The 18,157-nt window shown below is 62.5% G+C and carries 19 protein-coding genes and 1 pseudogene; 9 read left to right on the top strand and 11 right to left on the bottom strand.

Going from position 1 to position 18,157, the window contains the following annotated elements:
• Nucleotides 1-182 precede the first annotated feature (182 nt).
• Nucleotides 183-1,190, top strand: a complete 1,008-nt coding sequence (locus O7A60_RS21170) for a polysaccharide deacetylase family protein (RefSeq protein WP_337107941.1) — start codon at nt 183-185, stop codon at nt 1,188-1,190.
• 30 nt (nt 1,191-1,220) lie between these two features.
• Here the strand turns inward: O7A60_RS21170 and sbmA are convergent, their stop codons facing one another.
• From sbmA to O7A60_RS21155, 3 genes are all read right to left on the bottom strand, one after another.
• Complete coding sequence (sbmA, locus tag O7A60_RS21165) at nt 1,221-2,480, bottom strand: peptide antibiotic transporter SbmA (protein ID WP_337107873.1); 1,260 nt, start codon at nt 2,478-2,480, stop codon at nt 1,221-1,223.
• A 114-nt stretch (nt 2,481-2,594) separates the two neighbouring features.
• Nucleotides 2,595-3,755, bottom strand: coding sequence for a YbfB/YjiJ family MFS transporter (locus O7A60_RS21160; RefSeq protein ID WP_337107872.1), 1,161 nt, complete (start codon nt 3,753-3,755; stop codon nt 2,595-2,597).
• Nucleotides 3,756-3,827: 72 nt separating this feature from the next.
• Nucleotides 3,828-4,031, bottom strand: a complete 204-nt coding sequence (locus O7A60_RS21155) for a hypothetical protein (protein WP_415926841.1) — start codon at nt 4,029-4,031, stop codon at nt 3,828-3,830.
• Nucleotides 4,032-4,147: 116 nt separating this feature from the next.
• On the opposite strand from O7A60_RS21155, the gene O7A60_RS21150 reads away from it, so the two are divergent.
• From O7A60_RS21150 to O7A60_RS21140, 3 genes are read left to right on the top strand one after another with little or no spacing between them, the layout of a single operon-like run.
• The gene (locus O7A60_RS21150) at nt 4,148-5,140 is read left to right on the top strand and encodes a LysR substrate-binding domain-containing protein (RefSeq protein ID WP_337107870.1); all 993 of its coding nucleotides are present in this window, start codon (nt 4,148-4,150) and stop codon (nt 5,138-5,140) included.
• Nucleotides 5,137-6,402: an aminopeptidase gene (locus tag O7A60_RS21145; RefSeq protein ID WP_337107869.1), complete on the top strand. Its 1,266-nt coding sequence runs from the start codon at nt 5,137-5,139 to the stop codon at nt 6,400-6,402. Before O7A60_RS21150 ends, O7A60_RS21145 begins: the two co-directional genes overlap by 4 nt.
• 14 nt (nt 6,403-6,416) lie before the next feature.
• Nucleotides 6,417-6,773, top strand: coding sequence for a DUF488 domain-containing protein (locus tag O7A60_RS21140; RefSeq protein WP_337107868.1), 357 nt, complete (start codon nt 6,417-6,419; stop codon nt 6,771-6,773).
• A 61-nt stretch (nt 6,774-6,834) separates the two neighbouring features.
• Here the strand turns inward: O7A60_RS21140 and O7A60_RS21135 are convergent, their stop codons facing one another.
• The 8 genes from O7A60_RS21135 to O7A60_RS21100 form a co-directional block, all read right to left on the bottom strand.
• Nucleotides 6,835-7,188, bottom strand: a complete 354-nt coding sequence (locus O7A60_RS21135; RefSeq protein WP_140771670.1) for an ArsC family reductase — start codon at nt 7,186-7,188, stop codon at nt 6,835-6,837.
• A 116-nt stretch (nt 7,189-7,304) separates the two neighbouring features.
• The gene (locus tag O7A60_RS21130; protein ID WP_140507905.1) at nt 7,305-7,658 is read right to left on the bottom strand and encodes a nuclear transport factor 2 family protein; all 354 of its coding nucleotides are present in this window, start codon (nt 7,656-7,658) and stop codon (nt 7,305-7,307) included.
• Between the two features lie 15 nt (nt 7,659-7,673).
• On the bottom strand, nt 7,674-8,429 hold the full coding sequence (locus tag O7A60_RS21125) for a 2'-5' RNA ligase family protein (RefSeq protein WP_337107867.1): 756 nt from the start codon (nt 8,427-8,429) through the stop codon (nt 7,674-7,676).
• A 24-nt stretch (nt 8,430-8,453) separates the two neighbouring features.
• On the bottom strand, nt 8,454-9,539 hold the full coding sequence (locus tag O7A60_RS21120; protein ID WP_337107866.1) for an ABC transporter ATP-binding protein: 1,086 nt from the start codon (nt 9,537-9,539) through the stop codon (nt 8,454-8,456).
• On the bottom strand, nt 9,529-10,137 hold the full coding sequence (locus O7A60_RS21115) for a cupin domain-containing protein (RefSeq protein ID WP_337107865.1): 609 nt from the start codon (nt 10,135-10,137) through the stop codon (nt 9,529-9,531). Before O7A60_RS21115 ends, O7A60_RS21120 begins: the two co-directional genes overlap by 11 nt.
• A 177-nt stretch (nt 10,138-10,314) precedes the next feature.
• Nucleotides 10,315-11,385, bottom strand: coding sequence for an ABC transporter substrate-binding protein (locus O7A60_RS21110; protein ID WP_337107864.1), 1,071 nt, complete (start codon nt 11,383-11,385; stop codon nt 10,315-10,317).
• A 28-nt stretch (nt 11,386-11,413) separates the two neighbouring features.
• Nucleotides 11,414-12,235: an ABC transporter permease gene (locus O7A60_RS21105; protein WP_337107863.1), complete on the bottom strand. Its 822-nt coding sequence runs from the start codon at nt 12,233-12,235 to the stop codon at nt 11,414-11,416.
• Nucleotides 12,232-13,119: an ABC transporter permease gene (locus tag O7A60_RS21100; protein ID WP_337107862.1), complete on the bottom strand. Its 888-nt coding sequence runs from the start codon at nt 13,117-13,119 to the stop codon at nt 12,232-12,234. Before O7A60_RS21100 ends, O7A60_RS21105 begins: the two co-directional genes overlap by 4 nt.
• 199 nt (nt 13,120-13,318) lie before the next feature.
• On the opposite strand from O7A60_RS21100, the pseudogene O7A60_RS21095 reads away from it, so the two are divergent.
• The 5 genes and pseudogenes from O7A60_RS21095 to O7A60_RS21075 all read left to right on the top strand — a co-directional run.
• A pseudogene (locus O7A60_RS21095) lies at nt 13,319-13,687 on the top strand (SDR family oxidoreductase); the annotation flags it as partial.
• Nucleotides 13,674-14,573 carry an aldose 1-epimerase gene (locus O7A60_RS21090; protein ID WP_337107861.1) on the top strand — a complete coding sequence of 300 codons (900 nt, stop codon included), beginning with the start codon at nt 13,674-13,676 and terminating at the stop codon, nt 14,571-14,573. The pseudogene O7A60_RS21095 and the gene O7A60_RS21090, both read left to right, overlap by 14 nt.
• Before the next feature lie 96 nt (nt 14,574-14,669).
• A complete protein-coding gene (locus O7A60_RS21085) occupies nt 14,670-15,827 on the top strand; it encodes a fumarylacetoacetate hydrolase family protein (RefSeq protein WP_337107860.1) in 1,158 nt (385 codons plus the stop codon).
• 292 nt (nt 15,828-16,119) lie between these two features.
• Nucleotides 16,120-17,055 (top strand): substrate-binding domain-containing protein, encoded by a 936-nt coding sequence (locus tag O7A60_RS21080; RefSeq protein WP_023794606.1) that lies wholly within the window; start codon nt 16,120-16,122, stop codon nt 17,053-17,055.
• A 115-nt stretch (nt 17,056-17,170) separates the two neighbouring features.
• Nucleotides 17,171-18,157, top strand: a complete 987-nt coding sequence (locus O7A60_RS21075; protein WP_337107859.1) for an ABC transporter permease — start codon at nt 17,171-17,173, stop codon at nt 18,155-18,157.

The following is an 18,157-nucleotide window of genomic DNA, read 5'->3' as shown; positions in this document are numbered from 1 at the left end:
ATTCCTGCCCCGGGCCGGGGCGGTTCATGAGCCCGCGTTTTAGCGAAATTTTGTCGGCATGGAAGGGGTTCGAGCGGAAAATCGGCTATTGCCGGGGCGAACCCACGAAAACCCCAATCGCACCGGCGCCACATTTGCGCGATAGCCGGCTTGCCGACCACCCGGAGCACATGAATTTGCCGATCCCTTGTTTGTCCCGCGCTGTTGCGTTCTCGCTTGCCTCGTTCGTCACCGCCGGCGCGGCCCTGGCCGATCCGCCCGCGCCACCAGCACCGGCAAGGCCGAAGCAGGTCGTCATCATCTCCTTCGACAGCGCGCGCGACATCTCGCAGTGGAAGCGCAGCAGGGCGCTGGCCCAGCGTACCGGCGCGCATTTTACTTATTTCCTGTCCTGCGTCTTCCTTCTGTCGCCCGAGACACGCGGCCAATATACCGCGCCGGGCAAGAGCGCGGGCAAATCCAACATCGGCTTTGCCACCTCCAGGCAGGAAGTGGCCGAGCGGCTGGAACAGATCGGCCTCGCTGCCCACGAGGGCCACGACATCGCCAGCCACGTCTGCGGCCATTTCGACGGCAAGGACTGGACCAAGGCCGACTGGCTGAAAGAGTTCGGCTCCTTCGAGCACATTCTCGAGAACGCCTATGCGATCAACGGCATTGCGCCCGAACCCGAGGGCTGGCGTGATTTCGCGCGGCATGCGGTGGTGGGTTTCCGGGCACCGTATCTGTCGACAGGCAAAGCGCTTTACGAGGCACTGCCGGCGGCCGGCTATCAATTCGACGCCAGCGGCGTTTCAAAGGGCCCTGCCCTACCGCCGACCGTCGGCGGCATCACCCGTTTTTCCCTACCGCTAATCCCGGAGGGACCGACATCGCGGCCGGTGATCGCCATGGACTACAATCTCTATATCAGGCATTCCGGCGGCTTCGAGCGGCCGAGCAAGGCCGGGGAGTTCGCCGACCGGACCTATCAGGCGTTTCGCACCGCCTTCGATGCGCAATATCAGGGCAAGCGCATTCCGCTGGAACTCGGCTTCCACTTCACGCTGATGAATAACGGCGCCTACTGGAACGCGCTGGAACGCTTTGCCGGCGAGGTCTGCGTCAAATCAGATGTCGAATGCATCAGTTTTCGCGATTATGTTTCGCGGCAGGATGGCGTCCAGAAGCAGGCCTCGGTTGGCGGTTGAACCGCCAACCCGTCTTTCGTCAGAGCATCCTCAAGCCGGATCTTCGGCGCCGTGCCTTGCCAGATAACGCTGATCGATATCCGGCAGCGGCTCACCCAGCAGCGTCGCCTCAAAGGCGCGCAAGCGTTTGTGCACCGACTGCAGTTCGACGATGGTCGACCACGAGGTGAGCAGAAATTGCAGCGAACCCGTCACCTTGCCGAAGGCATTGGAGATTTGGTTCAGCGCACCGAACGTTATCTTGTGCGCGACCAGCGACGGACCCAGGATCAACAGCGAGAAAATATTGTCGGCCTGCAGGTAGGTGTACCGGACGACGTTGAAATAGATGTAGTGGAAATAGAGCCTGAAATAATTGTGCCGGACATTGGCGAACAGCTCGGCGGTGGTAGCAGGTTGCGCCCTGTCCGCATGATCCTCGCCATAGACCAGTTCCTTGCGGTAAGCGGCTTCGACGCGCTGGTTGCGGAATTGCAGCCCCGGAAGCTTCATGCCGGCAATCATCACCGAGATCGTGCCGAACAGACACCAGGCAAGTGCCGCGACCACCAATGGCTGCGGGATCGCGCCGACGATCGGCAGTTCGCTGATATGGGCCTGCAACTGGATCATGACCGGCAGGAAGGCGATCAGGGTCATGATCGACTGGACGAAGCTGGAACCGAGATCCTCCATGATCTGGGAGAACCGCATCGTATCTTCCTGGATACGCTGCGAGGCGCCCTCGATATGGCGCAGCCTGCTCCAGTTCTCGATAAAGTAATTGTTCATGGCCGTGCGCCAGCGGAAGATCCAGTGGCTGACAATGAAGGCGTTGACCACCTGCACGTTCATGCCGACCAGCGCCAACCATGAGAAGTCGGCCAATCCGATATAGAACTCCGCGTTCGTCGACTTTCCGGTCCCCGACATCAATCCCTGTACATAGTCAAAGAACGGACCGTACCAGGCGTTGACGGCCACGCTGACCTGCACATTGAAATAGATGAAGAACAGGATGACCGCCGTCATCAGGATCGACCAGCGCTGCCATGGATGCGGCGAATACCAGCTCCAGAACGCATAGAAGATGGCCACGCACAGCGCGAAATAGATATAAAACCAGATGAACGGTTTCGACGCCAGCACGGCGATGCCGATGATGGGCGCCGCATCGGCGGCTGCCGGCGGAAGACCCACAAGCCCCCCCAATTGCTCCCCGCCGAAAAACCAGAACAGGATTGCCGCAAGGCTCCAGATGGCGGCCGAAGAGAAGAAGAGCTTCGGCTGCGGGAAGAAGGATACGAACACTGTGGCGAATTCCTCGATCTATGCGCAAATCAGGTGGGTTCGGCGGGCATAAAGTCACACATTAGGGGGAAAGAAAATGCCTGCCCGATCTCAGGCGCGGAGCAAGACGGCAAATCATGGCGATTTTGGCGCAGCCGACCATGTGACGGCGCCGGAGACGACCAAGACGGCCGCGGCGACGATGGAGGCGAGGAAGAAATCGCCCGATGCCTGCGCCAGAAGCCCGGCCGCGATCGGGCCGATGATCTGGCCAAGACCGAAGGAGGCGGTCATCAGGGCAAAGACGCGCCGGGGCGACCCTGGCGCCTGCTGCCGCGCCGCCTGCAGGCCAAGTGCCGTGATGGCAATGAAGGTGCCGCCAAGCAGCACGCCCCCAAGCAGCGGCCCCGTGCGCCCGCCGGCGGCGACGCTCGCGGTAACGCCGACAACTTCGACGAAGCATCCCAAGGCATAGGCGGCATAGAGCCCGATCCGCGCCGCTATCTTCTGCCACAGCCAGACCGAAGGGAAACCGGCAAGGCCGGCAACCATCCACACCACGGCCTCGAAGACGCGGCTGCCGCCGCCTTGCCGGACAATGGCGACGAGGAAGGTCGCCGTCACCACATAGCCGAAACCGAACAGGCCATAGGCGACGATCACCTTGATCAGCGACCGGTCTTTCGGCAGCGCCGGTTCCGGGAGGGCTTCGCCATTGGTGAGCGGACCCTGGTTCGCCAGCAGCGCCACGGCGACGAAGCCGCAAGCCGAAATCGCACCTGACCACAGCCAGCCCTGCGCCCAGCCGGCGTGCTCGGTGACCAGCACGGCCATCATCGCCGCCGATATCGCGATGCCGAGGCCAACGCCGCCGAAATGCCAGGCCTGCAGGTCGCCGCGCCCGGCCGCCGCGATATGGCTGAAAACGATGCTGGCCATGAACACCATGACGAAGGCGCTCGCCAGACCGGCCAGAAAACGGATGGCGAGAAAGGCGGGCATGGTGTCGGTCAACCCCATCAGGGCGGCCAGCATGGCGCTGGCACCGAGGGCGACGAGCATCATCAAACGCTCGCGTCCATGCGCCCAGTTGTCCGCCGCCGCCAACGCGCCGACGAGGTAGCCGAGATAGTTGGCCGAGGCGATCCAGCCGGCATCGGCCGGCGACAGATGCAGTTCCTCCATCATGCCGGGCAGGATCGGCGTGTAGACGAAGCGGCCGATGCCCATGGCGACGGCCATGGCGATCATGCCGGCGAAGGCGTAACGCAGCGCTGTCGATTGGGGCGAAGTCATTGCAGTGCACAATAAATGTGCGGGCGGGTGAAACAATCCGCCTTATGTTGGGCCAGGGCCCTGATCGCACGCTCAGCAGCGCCCGCCGAAACCGGCGCTCAGTGAAACGGTCTCATGCACGGTCCGGCGCGCGGTCAAGCGGAACGGCACATCACCGAGCTCGCGCTCCGACATAGCGTCAAGCGCCGGATGCGCAAGCGGGTCGGTCAACCACCTCAGCGTATCGATGTCGCAGCGCGTATCGTCGGAAGAAGTGGCGGCGAACAGGACCTTCAACGACGACAATATCCTCAACATTTCCGGCTCCCGGGAGGTTCTCCCATCGATAAAGTCAGCCGTTTCGGCGAGTCTTTCAATTGAGATTTCGGCCGGATCGGTTTAGAAAATCTCAAATGGCCATGCTCAACCGCGTTCATCTCAACGGCCTTCGCGCCGTCGAAACCGTCGCCCGTCTCGGCTCGCTGGCGAGCGCCGCCGGCGAACTCAATGTTTCCGTCAGCGCCGTCAGCCAGCAGATCAGCCGCACCGAAAAACAGCTCGGCCAGGCACTGTTCGAGCGCACGACGAGCGGTCTCGTGCTGACCGAATTCGGCGCCGTCTTCGCGGCCCGCCTTGGCGCTGGATTTCGCGAGCTTGCCCAGGCCGTGGCACTGGCCGACGAGGCTACCCAATGCACATTGGTTGTTTCGGCAGCACCGGCTTTTGCCTCCAAATGGCTGTTGCCACGGCTGTCGCGGCACTTCGACCGGCATCCCAACGTACTGTTGCGTATCGATGCCTCGGTGCGGCTGGCCAATCTCGATCGCTCGGACGTCGACATCGCGATCCGGCTTGGCGACGGCAAATGGCCGGGCGGAAAGGCGGAGCTGCTTTTGGCGCAGGAAGTCTTCCCGGTCTGCGCGCCTGGCATTGCAAGAAAACTGAAGTCGATCGGCGACCTTGAGCAGACCTGCGCCATCACCGACGAGCGCGCGATGATCAACTGGGAAAGCTGGTTCGCGGCCGCCGGCGTTCAACCCGTCACCTTCCAGAAAGGCGCGCGCTTCACCGACCCGATGCTGTGCCTGGAATCGGCAATCGCCGGCCATGGCGTGATGCTGGGCTGGCAATTGCTGACGGCCGATGCGCTGGCCGACGGCCGGCTGGTGGCACCGTTCGGAATCCGCGCCCAGAGCGGACTCGGCTACTGGCTGGTGACCTCCACCACCAAGGCCGAGAGCCGCAAGGTCCGGGACTTCAAAATCTGGATCAAGGAAGAGATCGCGGCGACGATGGCGCAGTTCGGATCGTCGGTCGGGGGGCCCAGCGGCGCGATCGCGGTGGAAAGCAACGCGGCACCGGTCTATGTTCAATCAGACATCCCACTACGACAGGCAGGATCATGACCACACATTCGCGCGGCGTTTCCGCAACGATCGACCCGGTGAAGCTCGACAGGCTGGCGGAGGTCGCAATCAAGGTCGGGCTGCAATTGCAGCCCGGACAGGATCTGGTGCTGACATCGTCGATCGCGGCACTGCCGCTGACCAGGCGCATCGTCGAGCATGCCTACAAGGCCGGCGCGGGGCTGGTGACGCCGATCTTCAACGATGACGAGATGACACTGGCGCGCTACCGTTTTGGCGCCGACGCCGGCTTCGACCGCGCCGCCGGCTGGCTCTATGAAGGCATGGCGAAGGCCTTTTCCAACAACGCCGCCAGGCTTGCCGTGCGCGGCGAGGATCCGTCGCTGCTGTCGGCGCAGGACCCGGCGAAGGTGGCGCGCGCCAACAAGGCCAATTCGATGGCCTACCAGCCGGCGCTGGAGAAGATCACCGGCTTCGACATCAACTGGAACATCGTCGCCTATCCGGATCTGGCCTGGGCAAAACAGGTGTTTCCGGGCGAGCCCGACGATGTCGCGGTGGCGAAGCTGGCGGAGGCCATCTTCTCCGCTTCGCGCGTCGACGTCGAGGATCCGATCGGCAACTGGAAGGCGCATAACGCAGCGTTAGCCGAGCGCACCAAATGGCTGAACGAACATAACTTCCATTCGCTGCATTTTGCCGGACCGGGCACCGACCTGACGGTCGGGCTGGCGGATGGCCATGAGTGGATGGGTGGCGCCTCGACCGCCAAGAACGGCATCACCTGCAACCCCAACATCCCGACGGAGGAGGTCTTCACCACGCCGCATGCGAGGCGGGTCGAGGGCCACGTGTCGTCGACCAAGCCATTGTCCTACCAAGGCACGCTGATCGACGACATCTCGGTGCGCTTCGAGGAAGGCAGGATCGTCGACGCCAAGGCTTCGAAAGGCGAGGACGTGCTGAAGAAAGTGCTCGACACCGACGAAGGCGCGCGCCGCCTCGGCGAGGTTGCGCTGGTGCCGCATTCCTCGCCGATCTCGGCCAGCGGCCTGTTGTTCTTCAACACGCTGTTCGATGAAAACGCCGCCTGCCATATCGCGCTCGGCCAATGCTATTCAAAGTGCTTCGTCGACGGCGCCTCGCTCAGCCAGGACGAAATCGCGGCGCGCGGCGGCAACAAGAGCTTCATCCACATCGACTGGATGATCGGGTCGGACAAGATCGACATCGAGGGCGTCGCCAGGGATGGCAGCCGCGTGCCGGTGATGCGCAAGGGCGAGTGGGCCCAGGGGCTGTAGCCAGCGGAGGTGTGATGGCCTTCGACATCGCGGTCAAGCGCGTCTACGAAGCACCCGGGAAGGACGATGGCCAGCGGGTGCTGGTGGATCGGATATGGCCGCGCGGCGTCGCCAAGAAGGATGCGGCGCTGGCGCTGTGGCTCAAGGAGATCGCGCCGAGCGACGAACTGCGCAAATGGTTCGGGCATGAGCCGGCGCGCTGGGCGGAATTCCAACAGCGGTATCGTGGCGAGCTGGATGGGAATGAAAAGGCGGTGGCGCAATTGCGCGCCCTGCTCGGCGACGGCAAGGTGACGCTGCTCTATGGCGCCCATGACGAAGCGCATAACAACGCCGTGGCGCTGGCGGGGTATTTGCGAGCCCACGCATAACATCGAGGCGCCGGCGGGACAGAGGGGGCGCGAAGGATCGCGGCGGGGGTGAGAGTCGGTTCTACTTCCCGCCCACCGCCCCTTCATAAACATCCGGCTTGAACCCGACGAGGATACTGTCGCCGACTTCCAGCACCGGACGCTTGATCATCGTCGGCCTGGCCAGCATCAGCGCTTTCGCCTTCTTCTCGTCGAGGCCTTGCCTGTCCGCCTCCGGCAGTTCGCGAAACGTCGTGCTGCCCTTGTTGAGCAGCTTTTCCCAACCGACCTTGCCGACCCAGCCATTCAACCTGTCTGCCTCGATCCCTTCCGCGCGATAGTCGTGGAACCGATAGGCAACGTCATGGCTCTCCAGCCAGACGCGCGCCTTCCTGATCGTGTCGCAGGTGGTGATGCCGTACATGGTGATCGTCAAAGCGTGGTCCTCTGGCTGACAGTCGAATCCGCCCACAGCCTAAAACCGCCCTTCCCGCTTTGCCAGCAAATCGTAGGCGCGAAGTGGGCCGGAACCGATCGTTCCGGCCCGGTAGCTCAATAGTAGAATCGCTCTTCGGTGATCTTGCCGTTCTTGACCGTGTAAAGGCCGACCTCATCCATGGTGACACGCTGGCCCGTGGCCTTGGGCGTTATGTCAAAGGTGAAGCGCACCGCGAACTGGTCACCATTGACATAGGGACCCTCGACCGAGCCGCCATGGACTTCGTTGTTCTCTTGCCACCACCGACTCTTCTCCTTGAGAGCCGCTTTGCCGTGGCTGACGGCCATCGGCCCCTCCATGGCTTCGTAGCTGGCGATATCGTCGGCATTGTACTTCTCGGCAGCGCCTTCATTGTCACCCTGCTTGAGAAGCTCGGTGAAATCCTTGGCAATTTCCGCTGTGGTCATTTGTGTTCCTCCTGTTCAGACCCATTGCAAATAGGGAACCGCCTGCTGGCCGACCATTGCCGGACCGTTCGATAGCTGACATGGCGCTGTCAGGATGGAGGGCTGGGACGCCGCCATCAACGGCCAACGGTCCAGGAATAGGTATTTTGTCAAACCGCGATGGCTGTGAACAAAAGTGAATTCATGGGCTATGAAACTGATCGGCTCGATCGGCTGCCGGGGGATAAACTTCTGATCGTAGGCGAGTGTCAGATGCGGGACGAAACGATCCGATGCCCTCAGCCCATTCTTCAGCATCTCGACGCCGAGTAACTTGTGGAGTTCGAAAACAGGCCCCTCATCGGCGAGAAGCACAAACGGGCGACGGGGTGGCCTGTCCCTGGTCGCGGGACGACCGGCAAAACTGCCAACATGGCCAAACGTGACTTCAAAGGCAGGCATTTGGACATACCGGCCCGATCTCGACCCCGCAAAGATGATCTTAGACCGCAGCCGTCCGTAGTCGCCAGCATGCTGCAGGCTCAGATGAAACCGTTCAACCGACAGCCGCGATCCAGTTATTTCATGCCGATGACAAAGCTGTTTCTGCAGATCGGCGAAGGGTCCATGGAACCGAGGCTGCAAGAACAAACCGAAGAAGGCACGATCCGGTTTTTTTGGGCCGCCATGGCGGTTCTGGAATGCCGAAATCGAATTCGCCTTGCAGATACATGCACGCACGCCCAGCGAGGAACGCTCCTTTTTTGCTCTACCAGAACAAAACAGGAACATTTTCCTAAGGTCAAGCCTTAATGACTATGCCGAGAGCATAGGGCAGTTGGCGCCACGGCGAAGGCTGATATGCGCCACGTCGCCGGCGCTGAATTGAAAGCCCTCGGCCTGGCGCGGCGCGTCGATGACAACGGGCATGCCTTGCCCCAGTTCGGCGTGCAGGCGCAACGTGCGGCCATGGAAGACGATGCTGTTGACCCGCGCCGGCGCCGTGCCGGGCGTGGCCTCGGCGGCCGCCAGCAAATCCTCCGGGCGCACACCTATGGTGCGCATCTCGCCCTCGCGAGGCTGATCGCCGGTGTCGGGGACAGCTTCCAGCGGCAAGGCGCCGGCGGTGAAACGCAGGCGATCGCCATTGCTGCCGACAAAGCGCGACTGCAGCAGGTTCATGGTGCCGATGAAACTTGCCACAAACTTGGTGGCGGGGCGGTCGTAAAGCGTCGCCGGCGGTGCGGTCTGCTCGATGCGGCCTTTGTTCATGACGACGATGCGGTCGGAGATCGACAGCGCTTCGGTCTGGTCATGCGTGACCATGACGAATGTGGTGCCGAGCCGCGACTGCAGCCGCTTCAATTCGACCTGCATCTGTTCGCGCAGATGCGCATCCAGCGCCGACAGCGGCTCGTCGAGCAGGAGCACGCGGGGCTCGCAGACGATGGCACGCGCAAGCGCGACGCGCTGGCGCTGGCCGCCCGACAATTCGGAGACGCGGGCGCGCAGCTTGTCGGCAAGGCCGACCATGTCGAGAGCCTCGGCGACGCGTCTTGCCTGTTCGCCGCCGGCCAGCTTGCGCAGCGACAGGCCGAAGCCGACATTTTCGGCGACGTTCATATGAGGAAACAGCGCATAGTCCTGGAACACGGTGTTGACCGGCCGGTCGAACGGCCGCAGCGCGGTGATGTCGCGGCCATCGAGCAACACTCTGCCGCTCGAAGGGCTTTCGAAGCCGGCAATGACGCGCAAGCTGGTGGTCTTGCCGCAGCCGGACGGGCCCAGAAGGGTCAGGAATTCGCCGCCGACGATGTCCAGATCGACGGCATCGAGCCCGACTATGCCACCCGGAAACACCTTCGACACCGCCTGCAGCCGCACAATTGGATCAGGCGCCATCGCGAACCTCGGAGGGCTTGGTCGTGTTGACCCAAAGGATCCGGCATTGCTCGCCACCGGGGTTGCGGAAGGCATGCAGAAGCGTGCTCTTGAAAGCAAAACTGTCGCCGGCCTTCAGCAAATATTTCGTCGAATCCACCACCAGTTCGACCTCGCCCGCGAGTACACAGCCGAATTCATGGCCGGCATGCGCATAGGCTTCCGCCGTGCCGCCGCCGGCTTCCACCATCACCAGCATGCCGGTCAGCGTGGCGCCGGGCGGAGACAGCAGCGCCTTGGCGATGCCTTCCGACTTCACGGGGATCGAACGCCGCTTGTCGGCCCGCACGCAATAGAGATCATTGACGGCATCGCCGCCGTCGGCGATCAGCGCCGACGGCTCGATGTCGAGGGCGGCGGCAAGCGGCCAGATTACCTTGACGCGCAGCGATGACATGCCACGCTCGATCTGGCTGAGCGCGCCGATCGATATGCCAGTTTTTGCCGCCAGTTCTGCCAGTGACAAGCGGCGCTCGAGTCGCAACGCCCGCACGCGCCGGCCGACGCGAACGTCGGCCTCGTCCTTCGGCTTTGATGGGGGTTCGTTTAGTATGTCCATCGTCGATCCTCGTTGTTTTTCCCTTCTCCCCTTGTGGGAGAAGGTGGATCGGCGCGCAGCGCCGAGACGGTTGAGGGGTGCGTGACGGAACACCGCGGGTGCCAAGCTGGAACACCCCTCATCCGTCGCCTTCGGCGACACCTTCTCCCACAACAAGGGGAGAAAGAAGAACCGCGCTTAACCGCCAGCCTTCACTTTTTCGAACATCTTGGCGACATCGTCGTTCTGTTTCATCGGCCCAGTGAAGATCGTGCTCTTCAACATCACTTCCGGGTCGGACGGCAGTTGCAACTTTTCCAATTCGTCCTTCGGCACGCCGGCGAAGGCGGTCGAGAGCGAGCTGCCATAGCCGTAGGACTCGATCAGGAATTTGCCGGAATCGGCGTCCAGCCGGCTGTTGATGAAGTCATAGGCGAGATCGACGTTCTTGGCGTCCTTCAACATGACGAAGCCGCAGGCCCAGGTCAGCATGCCCTCCTTCGGCTTCATGAACTCGACCGGCACGCCCTGCTTCTTGAGCGAGGTGGCCGATGCATTCCACGTCATGGCAGCAACCAGCTGGCCGCTGGCAAGCGCCTGCTCGACCGAGGTCATGTCGGTCGTGTAGCTCGACAGCAGCGGGCGCTGTTCGCGCAACTTCGCCGCGACCTTATCCATCTGCTCCGCCGTCATGTCGAAGGGGTTTACGCCGGCCAGAAGTGCGGCGACGATCGGCGTGTCGTGCACCGCATCGATGGTCGCCATACGGCCGGCATATTGCTTGTCCCACAGAAGATTCCAGCTCGCCTCGGGATTCTTCACCAGATCGGTGCGGTAGAGGATCGAGGTGTTGCCCCAGTCCCATGGCACCATCCAGACCTTGCCGTCGCCGGCCTGCAGGTCGGGCAGGTTCTTGAACACCGCGAAGATCGAGTCCCAGTTCTTGATGCGCTTGGTGTCGATCGGCTGCAGCAGGCCTTCCTTGTTCCAGCGCGCCACCTTGTCGTAGCAGGGGTGCGCGATATCGGGCCGGAAGCCGGCCTTGACCTTGGTGAAGGCATCGTCGTCGTCGCCGAAGATCGAGGCCTCGACGCCATCGGGGTGCGCGGCAAGGAAGCTCTTGTTGAAATCGGGCAGCTCGTAGCCCGACCAGGTGAAGTACTGCAGCTTCTCGGCGGCGAGCGCCACGGTCGACGACAGTGCAAGCGCAAGCGCTGCGAGGCCGGCCCGGGCCTTGTGTCCCGATATCGATTTCAGGTGGAATGTCATTTTCGTTCTCCTCTCTTGTTGTTGTGGTTCAGGCTGGATTGCGGCGAACCGCGCCGAGCCCGCGATGGCGCAGGATTTCGGCGGTTCCGGCGATGATGAAGGACACGGCCAGGATCACTGTTCCGAGCGCCATGACAGTCGGCAGCGAGCGGGGAAAGCGCAGCTGGCTCCAGATATAGAGCGGCAGGGTCGGCTCCGTGCCGGCGAGGAAGAAGACGACGATGAACTCGTCGAAGGAGATCAGGAAGGCGAGCATGAAGGCCGACAGCACGGCAGGCAGGCTGAGCGGCAGCATGACGCGCCGGAACGTCGTCCAGTCGGAGGCGCCGAGGTCGAGCGCCGCCTCGCGAACCGTCCCGGGGATGGCGGCGAAACGGCTGCGCATGACGACCACGGTGGTCGGCAAGGCGACCAGGATATGGCCGAGCACGATGGCGACACGCGACGGTCCGAGGCCGACGAGGTTGACCAGGATCAGCAGTGATATGCCGACGATGACGCCGGGAATGAGGATCGGCAGCCGCGCGATGGCGCTGATCATGGCGACCACCGGTGAGCGGCCATAGAGATCCATATAGGACACGGTGATGCCGCACAGCGTGGCGCCCGAGGCAGCAATGGCGCCGATTACGAGACTGTTGACGAGTGCACCCGACAGTGCCGAATTGCCGTAGAGCGTGGCATACCATTGCAGTGTGAAGCCTTGCAGGGGAAACGCGGCCTGGATGGAATCGTTGAAGGAAAACAGCGGGATCAGCAGGACCGGCAGATAGAGAAAGACCAGATAGGCAACCACATACAGGCCGAGCCAGCGGCCATCCCGTTTCATGTTGGCGTGCCCTGCTTTCATGTGCGGCTGCCAAACCGGCGGTCGGCGCCGCGCGCGACCAACACCAGGAGCAGGATGACCAGCATGACGCAGACCGAAAGTGCGGCGCCGAACGGCCAGTCATTGGCCTTGCCGAACTGCGACTGGATCAGCGAGCCGATCATGGTGCTGGCCGGGCCGCCGACCATGGCCGGCGTGACATAGTCGCCGACGGTCGGCACGAATACGACGAGGGCGGCCGCTAGGACGCCCGGCATCGAATTGGGCAGGACGACGCGGCGGAACGATGTGAATGGCCTGGCACCAAGGTCGGAAGCGGCTTCGAGCAGCGATTTCGGAATGGTATCCAGCGCCACATAGATCGGCAGTATGGCGAAAGGCGCGTAGGCGTGGGCGAGCGTGACCACGACAGCGGCCGGCGTGTTGAGGAATGCCAGCGTCGGCTCGGACCAGATGCCACTTTCGATCAGCGCCGAATTCAGCACGCCATTATAGGCCAGCACGATCTTCCAGGCGAAGACGCGGAGGAGATAGCTGGTCCAGAACGGCAGCGTCACCAGGAACAGCAGCAGGCCGCGCCTGCGGCCGGCATGGAAGGCCAGATAGTAGGCGACGGGATAGGCGGTGACGACCGTTGCCATCGTCACCAGGCCGGCGATGACCAACGAGCGCAACGTCACCGTCCAGTAGAGCGGGTCCGAGGCCACGGTGATGAAATTCGACAGGCTGAAACCGGCGCCGAGCAATGAGCCGTCATTGCCACGTAAGGCAAGGAAAAGCACGAGACCAAGGGCGAACAGGATCAGCAGGAAAGTGACCAATGCACCGGGCAGCAACATGGTGAAGCGGAACACCGGCGAAGAGCGGAATTCCGGCAACGGCTGATTTGCTGCAAGGGTCGACATCGACCTGCCTGTTAGATTTATGAAATCATCTTAGCTTTTTCATATTCATGAAACTGTCAAGCTGAATCACGACCTTCGCCTGATCGGCGCCCCATCAACCCAGCCTTCGAACCCGTCCAGCGTCGATACGACTTTGATGGTCAGGCCACCCCCGTCGGAAGGCGTGGACGGGATGGGCCGCACGGGTGAAGGTGGAAACGGCATGAAGGCGAAGGCGTATGGCAAGATCGTGAACTTCTGCTCGATCACACTCAATGGCCGGTGGGATGGCTATGTACCTTATGTCGCATCGAAAGGCGCGATGCTGGGCCTCACGAAATCGCTGGCACGGGAACTGGGGCCGCATGGTATCACCGTAGACGCAGTGTCGCCGGGCGCAGTCGTTTCCGAAGCAGAGGGGCCCGTGTTCGGCGAGCGGCTCAAGGAATACAGTGATTGGATCATGGCCAACCAGAGCCTGAAGCGCCGCATCGAGCCGCATCACGTCGCCGCCCTTGTGCTGTTTCTTGTTTCGCCTGCCGCAGACATGATAAGTGGTCAGGATATCCACGTCGATGGCGGCTGGTAGTCGTGTTATCCCGTCGATGACGAACATCGACACGATCGAACTTGCCGACGAACGCGCCAGGGTGGTTGTCAGCCCTCGCCAGGGCGCGGCAATCCTGCGCTACGACGCGCTTCGCTCCGACGGCGTGGTCACACCCGTGATAAAGCCGTCGGAAGGATTGCTGAAATTCGGCTCCCAGTTGCTGGCGCCATGGTCGAACCGGATTTCCGGCGGCGGCTTCGAGTTCGACAAGCGTTTCCATGCGATAGAACCCAATGTCGAAGGCGAGCCGTTCCCGCTTCATGGCGACGCTTTTCAAAAGCCTTGGCGTCTGACGCGGCGGACGGGGACCGAGGCGGAGTTTGTTCTGGGCGATGGGTCGATCGGACCCTATCGCTACTATGCGAGCGTGCTCTATGCACTGGAGAACGGCGCGTTGAGCGCTACTTTGACCATTGAGAACCGGGCCGAGATCCGGCTGCCTTATGGGCTTGGCTTTCATCCATGGTTTCCGCGCAAGGCGCACACGTCGCTCCAGGCATCGGCCAAGAGCGTCTGGCTTGAGGATGAACGCCACCTGCCGACCAGGATGGTGCCACTCACCGACCACCTCGATTGGGATTTCTCGAGACGTGCGCCGCTTCCCGATACCTGGGTAAACAATGCGTTTGAGGGATGGGATGGACGCGCCTCGATCGTCCAACCCGATGATGCCATCGTCGTCTCGATCGAGGCATCGCCGCCGCTCAGCGTCTTCATTCTCTATTCGCCGGCACGAGACGCCGGTTTTTTCTGTTTCGAACCTGTCTCGCATACAGTGGATGCTCATCACATCGGCGGCCTGAGGACACTCGAGCCGAGGGAATCGATGACCTCGCGGACGCGACTGCGCTGGCATGAGCTTTGATGCCGGAGAAGCGTGTGGCCTTCGGTGCGATTTGACTTGAAGAGGGGCCGCCGGAATTTCACAATCCGATTTGTCCCGCCCAACAACGAGAGAACGATGACGAACACGATTAACATCCCTGGTGACGGTGTCTTTCTCGGCCGCGCTCGATTACTGCCCGCCTCGCATCCCATGGTGGTCACGGTGCGTGACGGGACCGTCTTCGACATCACGTCGAGTGCGGCGCCCACGGTGCGCGACGTCTGCGAATTGGCCGATCCGGCCGGCCATGTGCGCTCGGCCAACGGCACGCCGATCGGTTCACTCGACGACATCGCGGCCAACAGTTTCGAAGCCACGCGCGATCCGGCAAAACCCTTTCTGCTGTCTCCGGTCGACCTGCAGGCGATCAAGGCATCCGGTGTCACTTTCGTCGTCAGCCTGCTCGAGCGGGTGATCGAGGAACAGGCGCGCGGCTCGGCGGAAAAGGCCGACGCTATCCGCTCCGACATTGCCGGCCTGATCGGCCATGATCTTTCGAAGCTCAAGCCCGGTTCGCCCGAGGCGATGGAGATCAAGGCCAAGCTGATTTCGCGCGGCGCCTGGTCGCAATATCTGGAAGTGGGCATTGGGCCCGATGCCGAGATCTTCACCAAGTGCCAGCCCATGGCCTCGGTCGGCTTCGGCGCCGATGTCGGCCTCCACCCGGTGTCGACCTGGAACAATCCGGAGCCGGAGATCGCCATGATCGCCGCCTCAAGCGGCAGGATCGTCGGCGCTACCATCGGCAACGATGTCAATCTGCGCGACGTCGAAGGGCGCTCGGCGCTGCTGCTCGGCAAGGCCAAGGACAACAACGCCTCGGCCTCGCTTGGCCCTTTCATCCGGTTGTTCGACGACACGTTCTCCATCGCCGATGTGAAGCAGGCCGTCGTGCGCCTGAAGGTCGAGGGCGAGGACGGATTTTCGCTGGAGGGCGCAAGCTCGATGGCCGAGATCAGCCGTTCGCCGGAGGAGCTGGTTGCGGCGGCCATGGGGCCGCACCACCAGTATCCGGACGGGCTGGCGCTCTATCTCGGCACGATGTTCGTGCCGTCGAAGGATCGCGGCGAAAAGGGCAAGGGGTTCACGCACAAGGTCGGCGACATCGTCACCATCTCGTCGGAAAAATTCGGCGCGCTGGTCAACCGCGTGCGGCTGTCGCCCGATTGCCCGCACTGGACCTACGGCGCCAGCCATTTGATGCGTGACCTCGCCAAGGCCCGCCTGCTCTAACCGGCTCTTCGGGGGCTTTCGCCCCAAGTGACCGCCCAAACTGGCCAGGACAGTCCGCCCGGCTGAGCCTCGGCGACAATCATTCGGCTGCCTGGAAAAAATCATCCCAACTGATGCGATCTGATGGGGTCGTTGATGGCGCCCCGTCAGGCGCCGACTACATCTGCAGATGGAGGCTTGCCATCCGTCGAAAAAGGGAATGCTCTTAGGCATCCGAGCGGCGCTGGCAAAAGACGCAATCCGGCTGAAGCCGGAACAAGGGACGGATCATCTTCAACCGGGAGGAAATCAAATGCTGACGAGATTAAGACTTGTGCTCTACGGCCTGCTGATCGCGCTGACGGTCATTCCGGCAGCCGCGCAGGCCAAGACGTTCTACTGGATTTCACATGGCGGACCGGCCGACCCGGTCTGGACCTACTTCCTCGCCGGCGCCAAGCAATGGGCCAAGGACACCGGCAACACCGTCAACACCTCGTTCCACAATGGAGACGTCGCCTCGCAGCAGGAGGCGGTGCGAGCCGCCCTCTCGGCTAAGGCCGACGGCATCGTCACCACCAGCCCCGACCCGGGCAGCCTTGTCGAGATCGTCAAGGAAGCGCGCGCGGCCAACGTCCCGATCATCAACTTCAACACGCCCGATCCCAAGGCCAATTTCAACGCCTATGTCGGCGGCGACAACGTCACCTTCGGCAAGCATTGGGCGCAGTACCTGGTCGACAAGGGCCTGGTGAAGAAGGGCGACTTCGTCTGGATGCCGGTCGAGATCCCCGGCGCCACCTACGGCGTGCAGGAAGAGGAAGGCATCAAGAGCGTCTTCGGACCGCTCGGCATCACCTATGAAGTGACCGAGGCGACGCTCGACCAGGCCGAGGTGATCAACCGCATGGTCGACTACCTCACCGCCCATAAGGGCAAGGTCAAAGCCATCATCGGCCTGGGCGACCTGGTCACCGGTTCGATCAAGCGCGTGTTCGACCAGGTCGGTGTCAAGCCGGGCGAAATCCCGGTCGTCGGCTGGGGCAACTCGCTCGACACCACCCAGGAAGTGCTGAACGGCTATGTCAACGCCGGCCAGTGGCAGGATCCGCAGGCGACCAGCTATGTGGCACTGTCGCTCGCCAACATGGCGGCCAGCGGCATTCCTCCGGGCTTCAACGTCATCACCGGCGCGCTCTACGAGAAGGACACCGCGGCGGTCTACGACAAGATCCTGTCCGGCAAATAATCCGCGATCGCTGGCGCCGCGCATCTCGTGCGGCGCCAGATACCTTCATGGCCGCGGCATGTCCACCCGATGCGGTGGTGGTCGCGGCCCGTTCCAACCATGTCGCGGGTTCCCAGTGGAAAATCATTCGCTCACTCAACGCCTGATCGCGCGGCCGGAATTCGGACCCTTCGTTCTGCTCATCGTCGAGATCGCCGTTTTCTGGGGTTTCAACCATGACTTCCTGTCACCGCAGAACATCTCCAACACGCTGGCCTTCACAGTCGAACTCGGCCTGATCGCGCTGGCGATGACGCTGCTGATGACGTCGGGCGAATTCGACCTTTCCGTCGGGTCCCTGTTCGGCTTCTCGCCTGTGCTGATGTGGACGCTGTTCAATGCCGGCGTCACCTCGCTGGAGATGGGCTTCATCGTGGCGCTGGTGGTTGCCGCCTTGATCGGCCTGGTCAATGGCTGGTTCGTCACGCAGCTCAAGATCCCGTCCTTCCTGGTGACGCTCGGCATGCTCCTGGTGGTGCGCGGCAGCGCGCTTTTCATCACCGACGGGTTTCCGCAGCGCACCTGGAGCGCCGAGGGCAGCTGGCTGGCGGAGGCGCTGGTCGGCGACTTCTTCATCGGGCCGTTCCGCATCTACATGTCGCTGTTCTGGTTCATCGCCGCGGCGATCGCGCTCGGCTATGTCTTGACGCAAAGCCGGACCGGCAACTGGATCCAGGCGGCGGGCGGCAATCCCAACGCGGCGCGCGCCCGCGGCGTCAATGTCAACGGCGTCAAGGTCGGCCTGTTCGTCCTGTCGTCGCTCATGGCCTCGCTTGCCGGCGTCATCTCCTCGCTGCGCACATCCGCCGCCAACCCCAACAGCGGCACCGGCTATGAGCTCGAGGTGATCGCCATGGTGGTGATCGGCGGCACGGCGCTGACCGGCGGGCGCGGCACCATCATCGGCACCGTGCTCGGCATCCTGATCCTGCGCGTGATGCGCAACGGCATCGTGCTGATCGGCGTGCCCGGCCTTGCCTACAACATCTTCATCGGCGCGATCATCCTTGGCATGATGGCGTTGCATTCATGGCTGGAACGCCGGCACCAGGCGGGGACTTGA

The sequence above is a fragment of the Mesorhizobium salmacidum (SeqCode) genome (assembly GCF_037179605.1).
GTDB classification, from domain to species: Bacteria; Pseudomonadota; Alphaproteobacteria; order Rhizobiales; family Rhizobiaceae; genus Mesorhizobium; species Mesorhizobium salmacidum.
The sequence above is the reverse complement of the archived record's forward strand: the minus strand, read 5'-3'. Positions and strand labels throughout refer to the sequence as shown.

Bases quoted from the DNA above. Each gene is read 5' to 3' on its own strand.
- O7A60_RS21150 (WP_337107870.1), top strand. From the start codon at position 4,148: ATGGCCATGCTCAACCGCGTTCATCTCAACGGCCTTCGCGCCGTCGAA.
- O7A60_RS21110 (WP_337107864.1), bottom strand. From the start codon at position 11,385: ATGACATTCCACCTGAAATCGATATCGGGACACAAGGCCCGGGCCGGC.
- O7A60_RS21115 (WP_337107865.1), bottom strand. From the start codon at position 10,137: ATGGACATACTAAACGAACCCCCATCAAAGCCGAAGGACGAGGCCGAC.
- O7A60_RS21145 (WP_337107869.1), top strand. From the start codon at position 5,137: ATGACCACACATTCGCGCGGCGTTTCCGCAACGATCGACCCGGTGAAG.
- O7A60_RS21080 (WP_023794606.1), top strand. From the start codon at position 16,120: ATGCTGACGAGATTAAGACTTGTGCTCTACGGCCTGCTGATCGCGCTG.
- O7A60_RS21120 (WP_337107866.1), bottom strand. From the start codon at position 9,539: ATGGCGCCTGATCCAATTGTGCGGCTGCAGGCGGTGTCGAAGGTGTTT.
- O7A60_RS21160 (WP_337107872.1), bottom strand. From the start codon at position 3,755: ATGACTTCGCCCCAATCGACAGCGCTGCGTTACGCCTTCGCCGGCATG.
- O7A60_RS21125 (WP_337107867.1), bottom strand. From the start codon at position 8,429: ATGTTCCTGTTTTGTTCTGGTAGAGCAAAAAAGGAGCGTTCCTCGCTG.
- O7A60_RS21105 (WP_337107863.1), bottom strand. From the start codon at position 12,235: ATGAAAGCAGGGCACGCCAACATGAAACGGGATGGCCGCTGGCTCGGC.
- O7A60_RS21130 (WP_140507905.1), bottom strand. From the start codon at position 7,658: ATGACCACAGCGGAAATTGCCAAGGATTTCACCGAGCTTCTCAAGCAG.
- O7A60_RS21100 (WP_337107862.1), bottom strand. From the start codon at position 13,119: ATGTCGACCCTTGCAGCAAATCAGCCGTTGCCGGAATTCCGCTCTTCG.
- O7A60_RS21090 (WP_337107861.1), top strand. From the start codon at position 13,674: ATGGCGGCTGGTAGTCGTGTTATCCCGTCGATGACGAACATCGACACG.
- O7A60_RS21140 (WP_337107868.1), top strand. From the start codon at position 6,417: ATGGCCTTCGACATCGCGGTCAAGCGCGTCTACGAAGCACCCGGGAAG.
- O7A60_RS21085 (WP_337107860.1), top strand. From the start codon at position 14,670: ATGACGAACACGATTAACATCCCTGGTGACGGTGTCTTTCTCGGCCGC.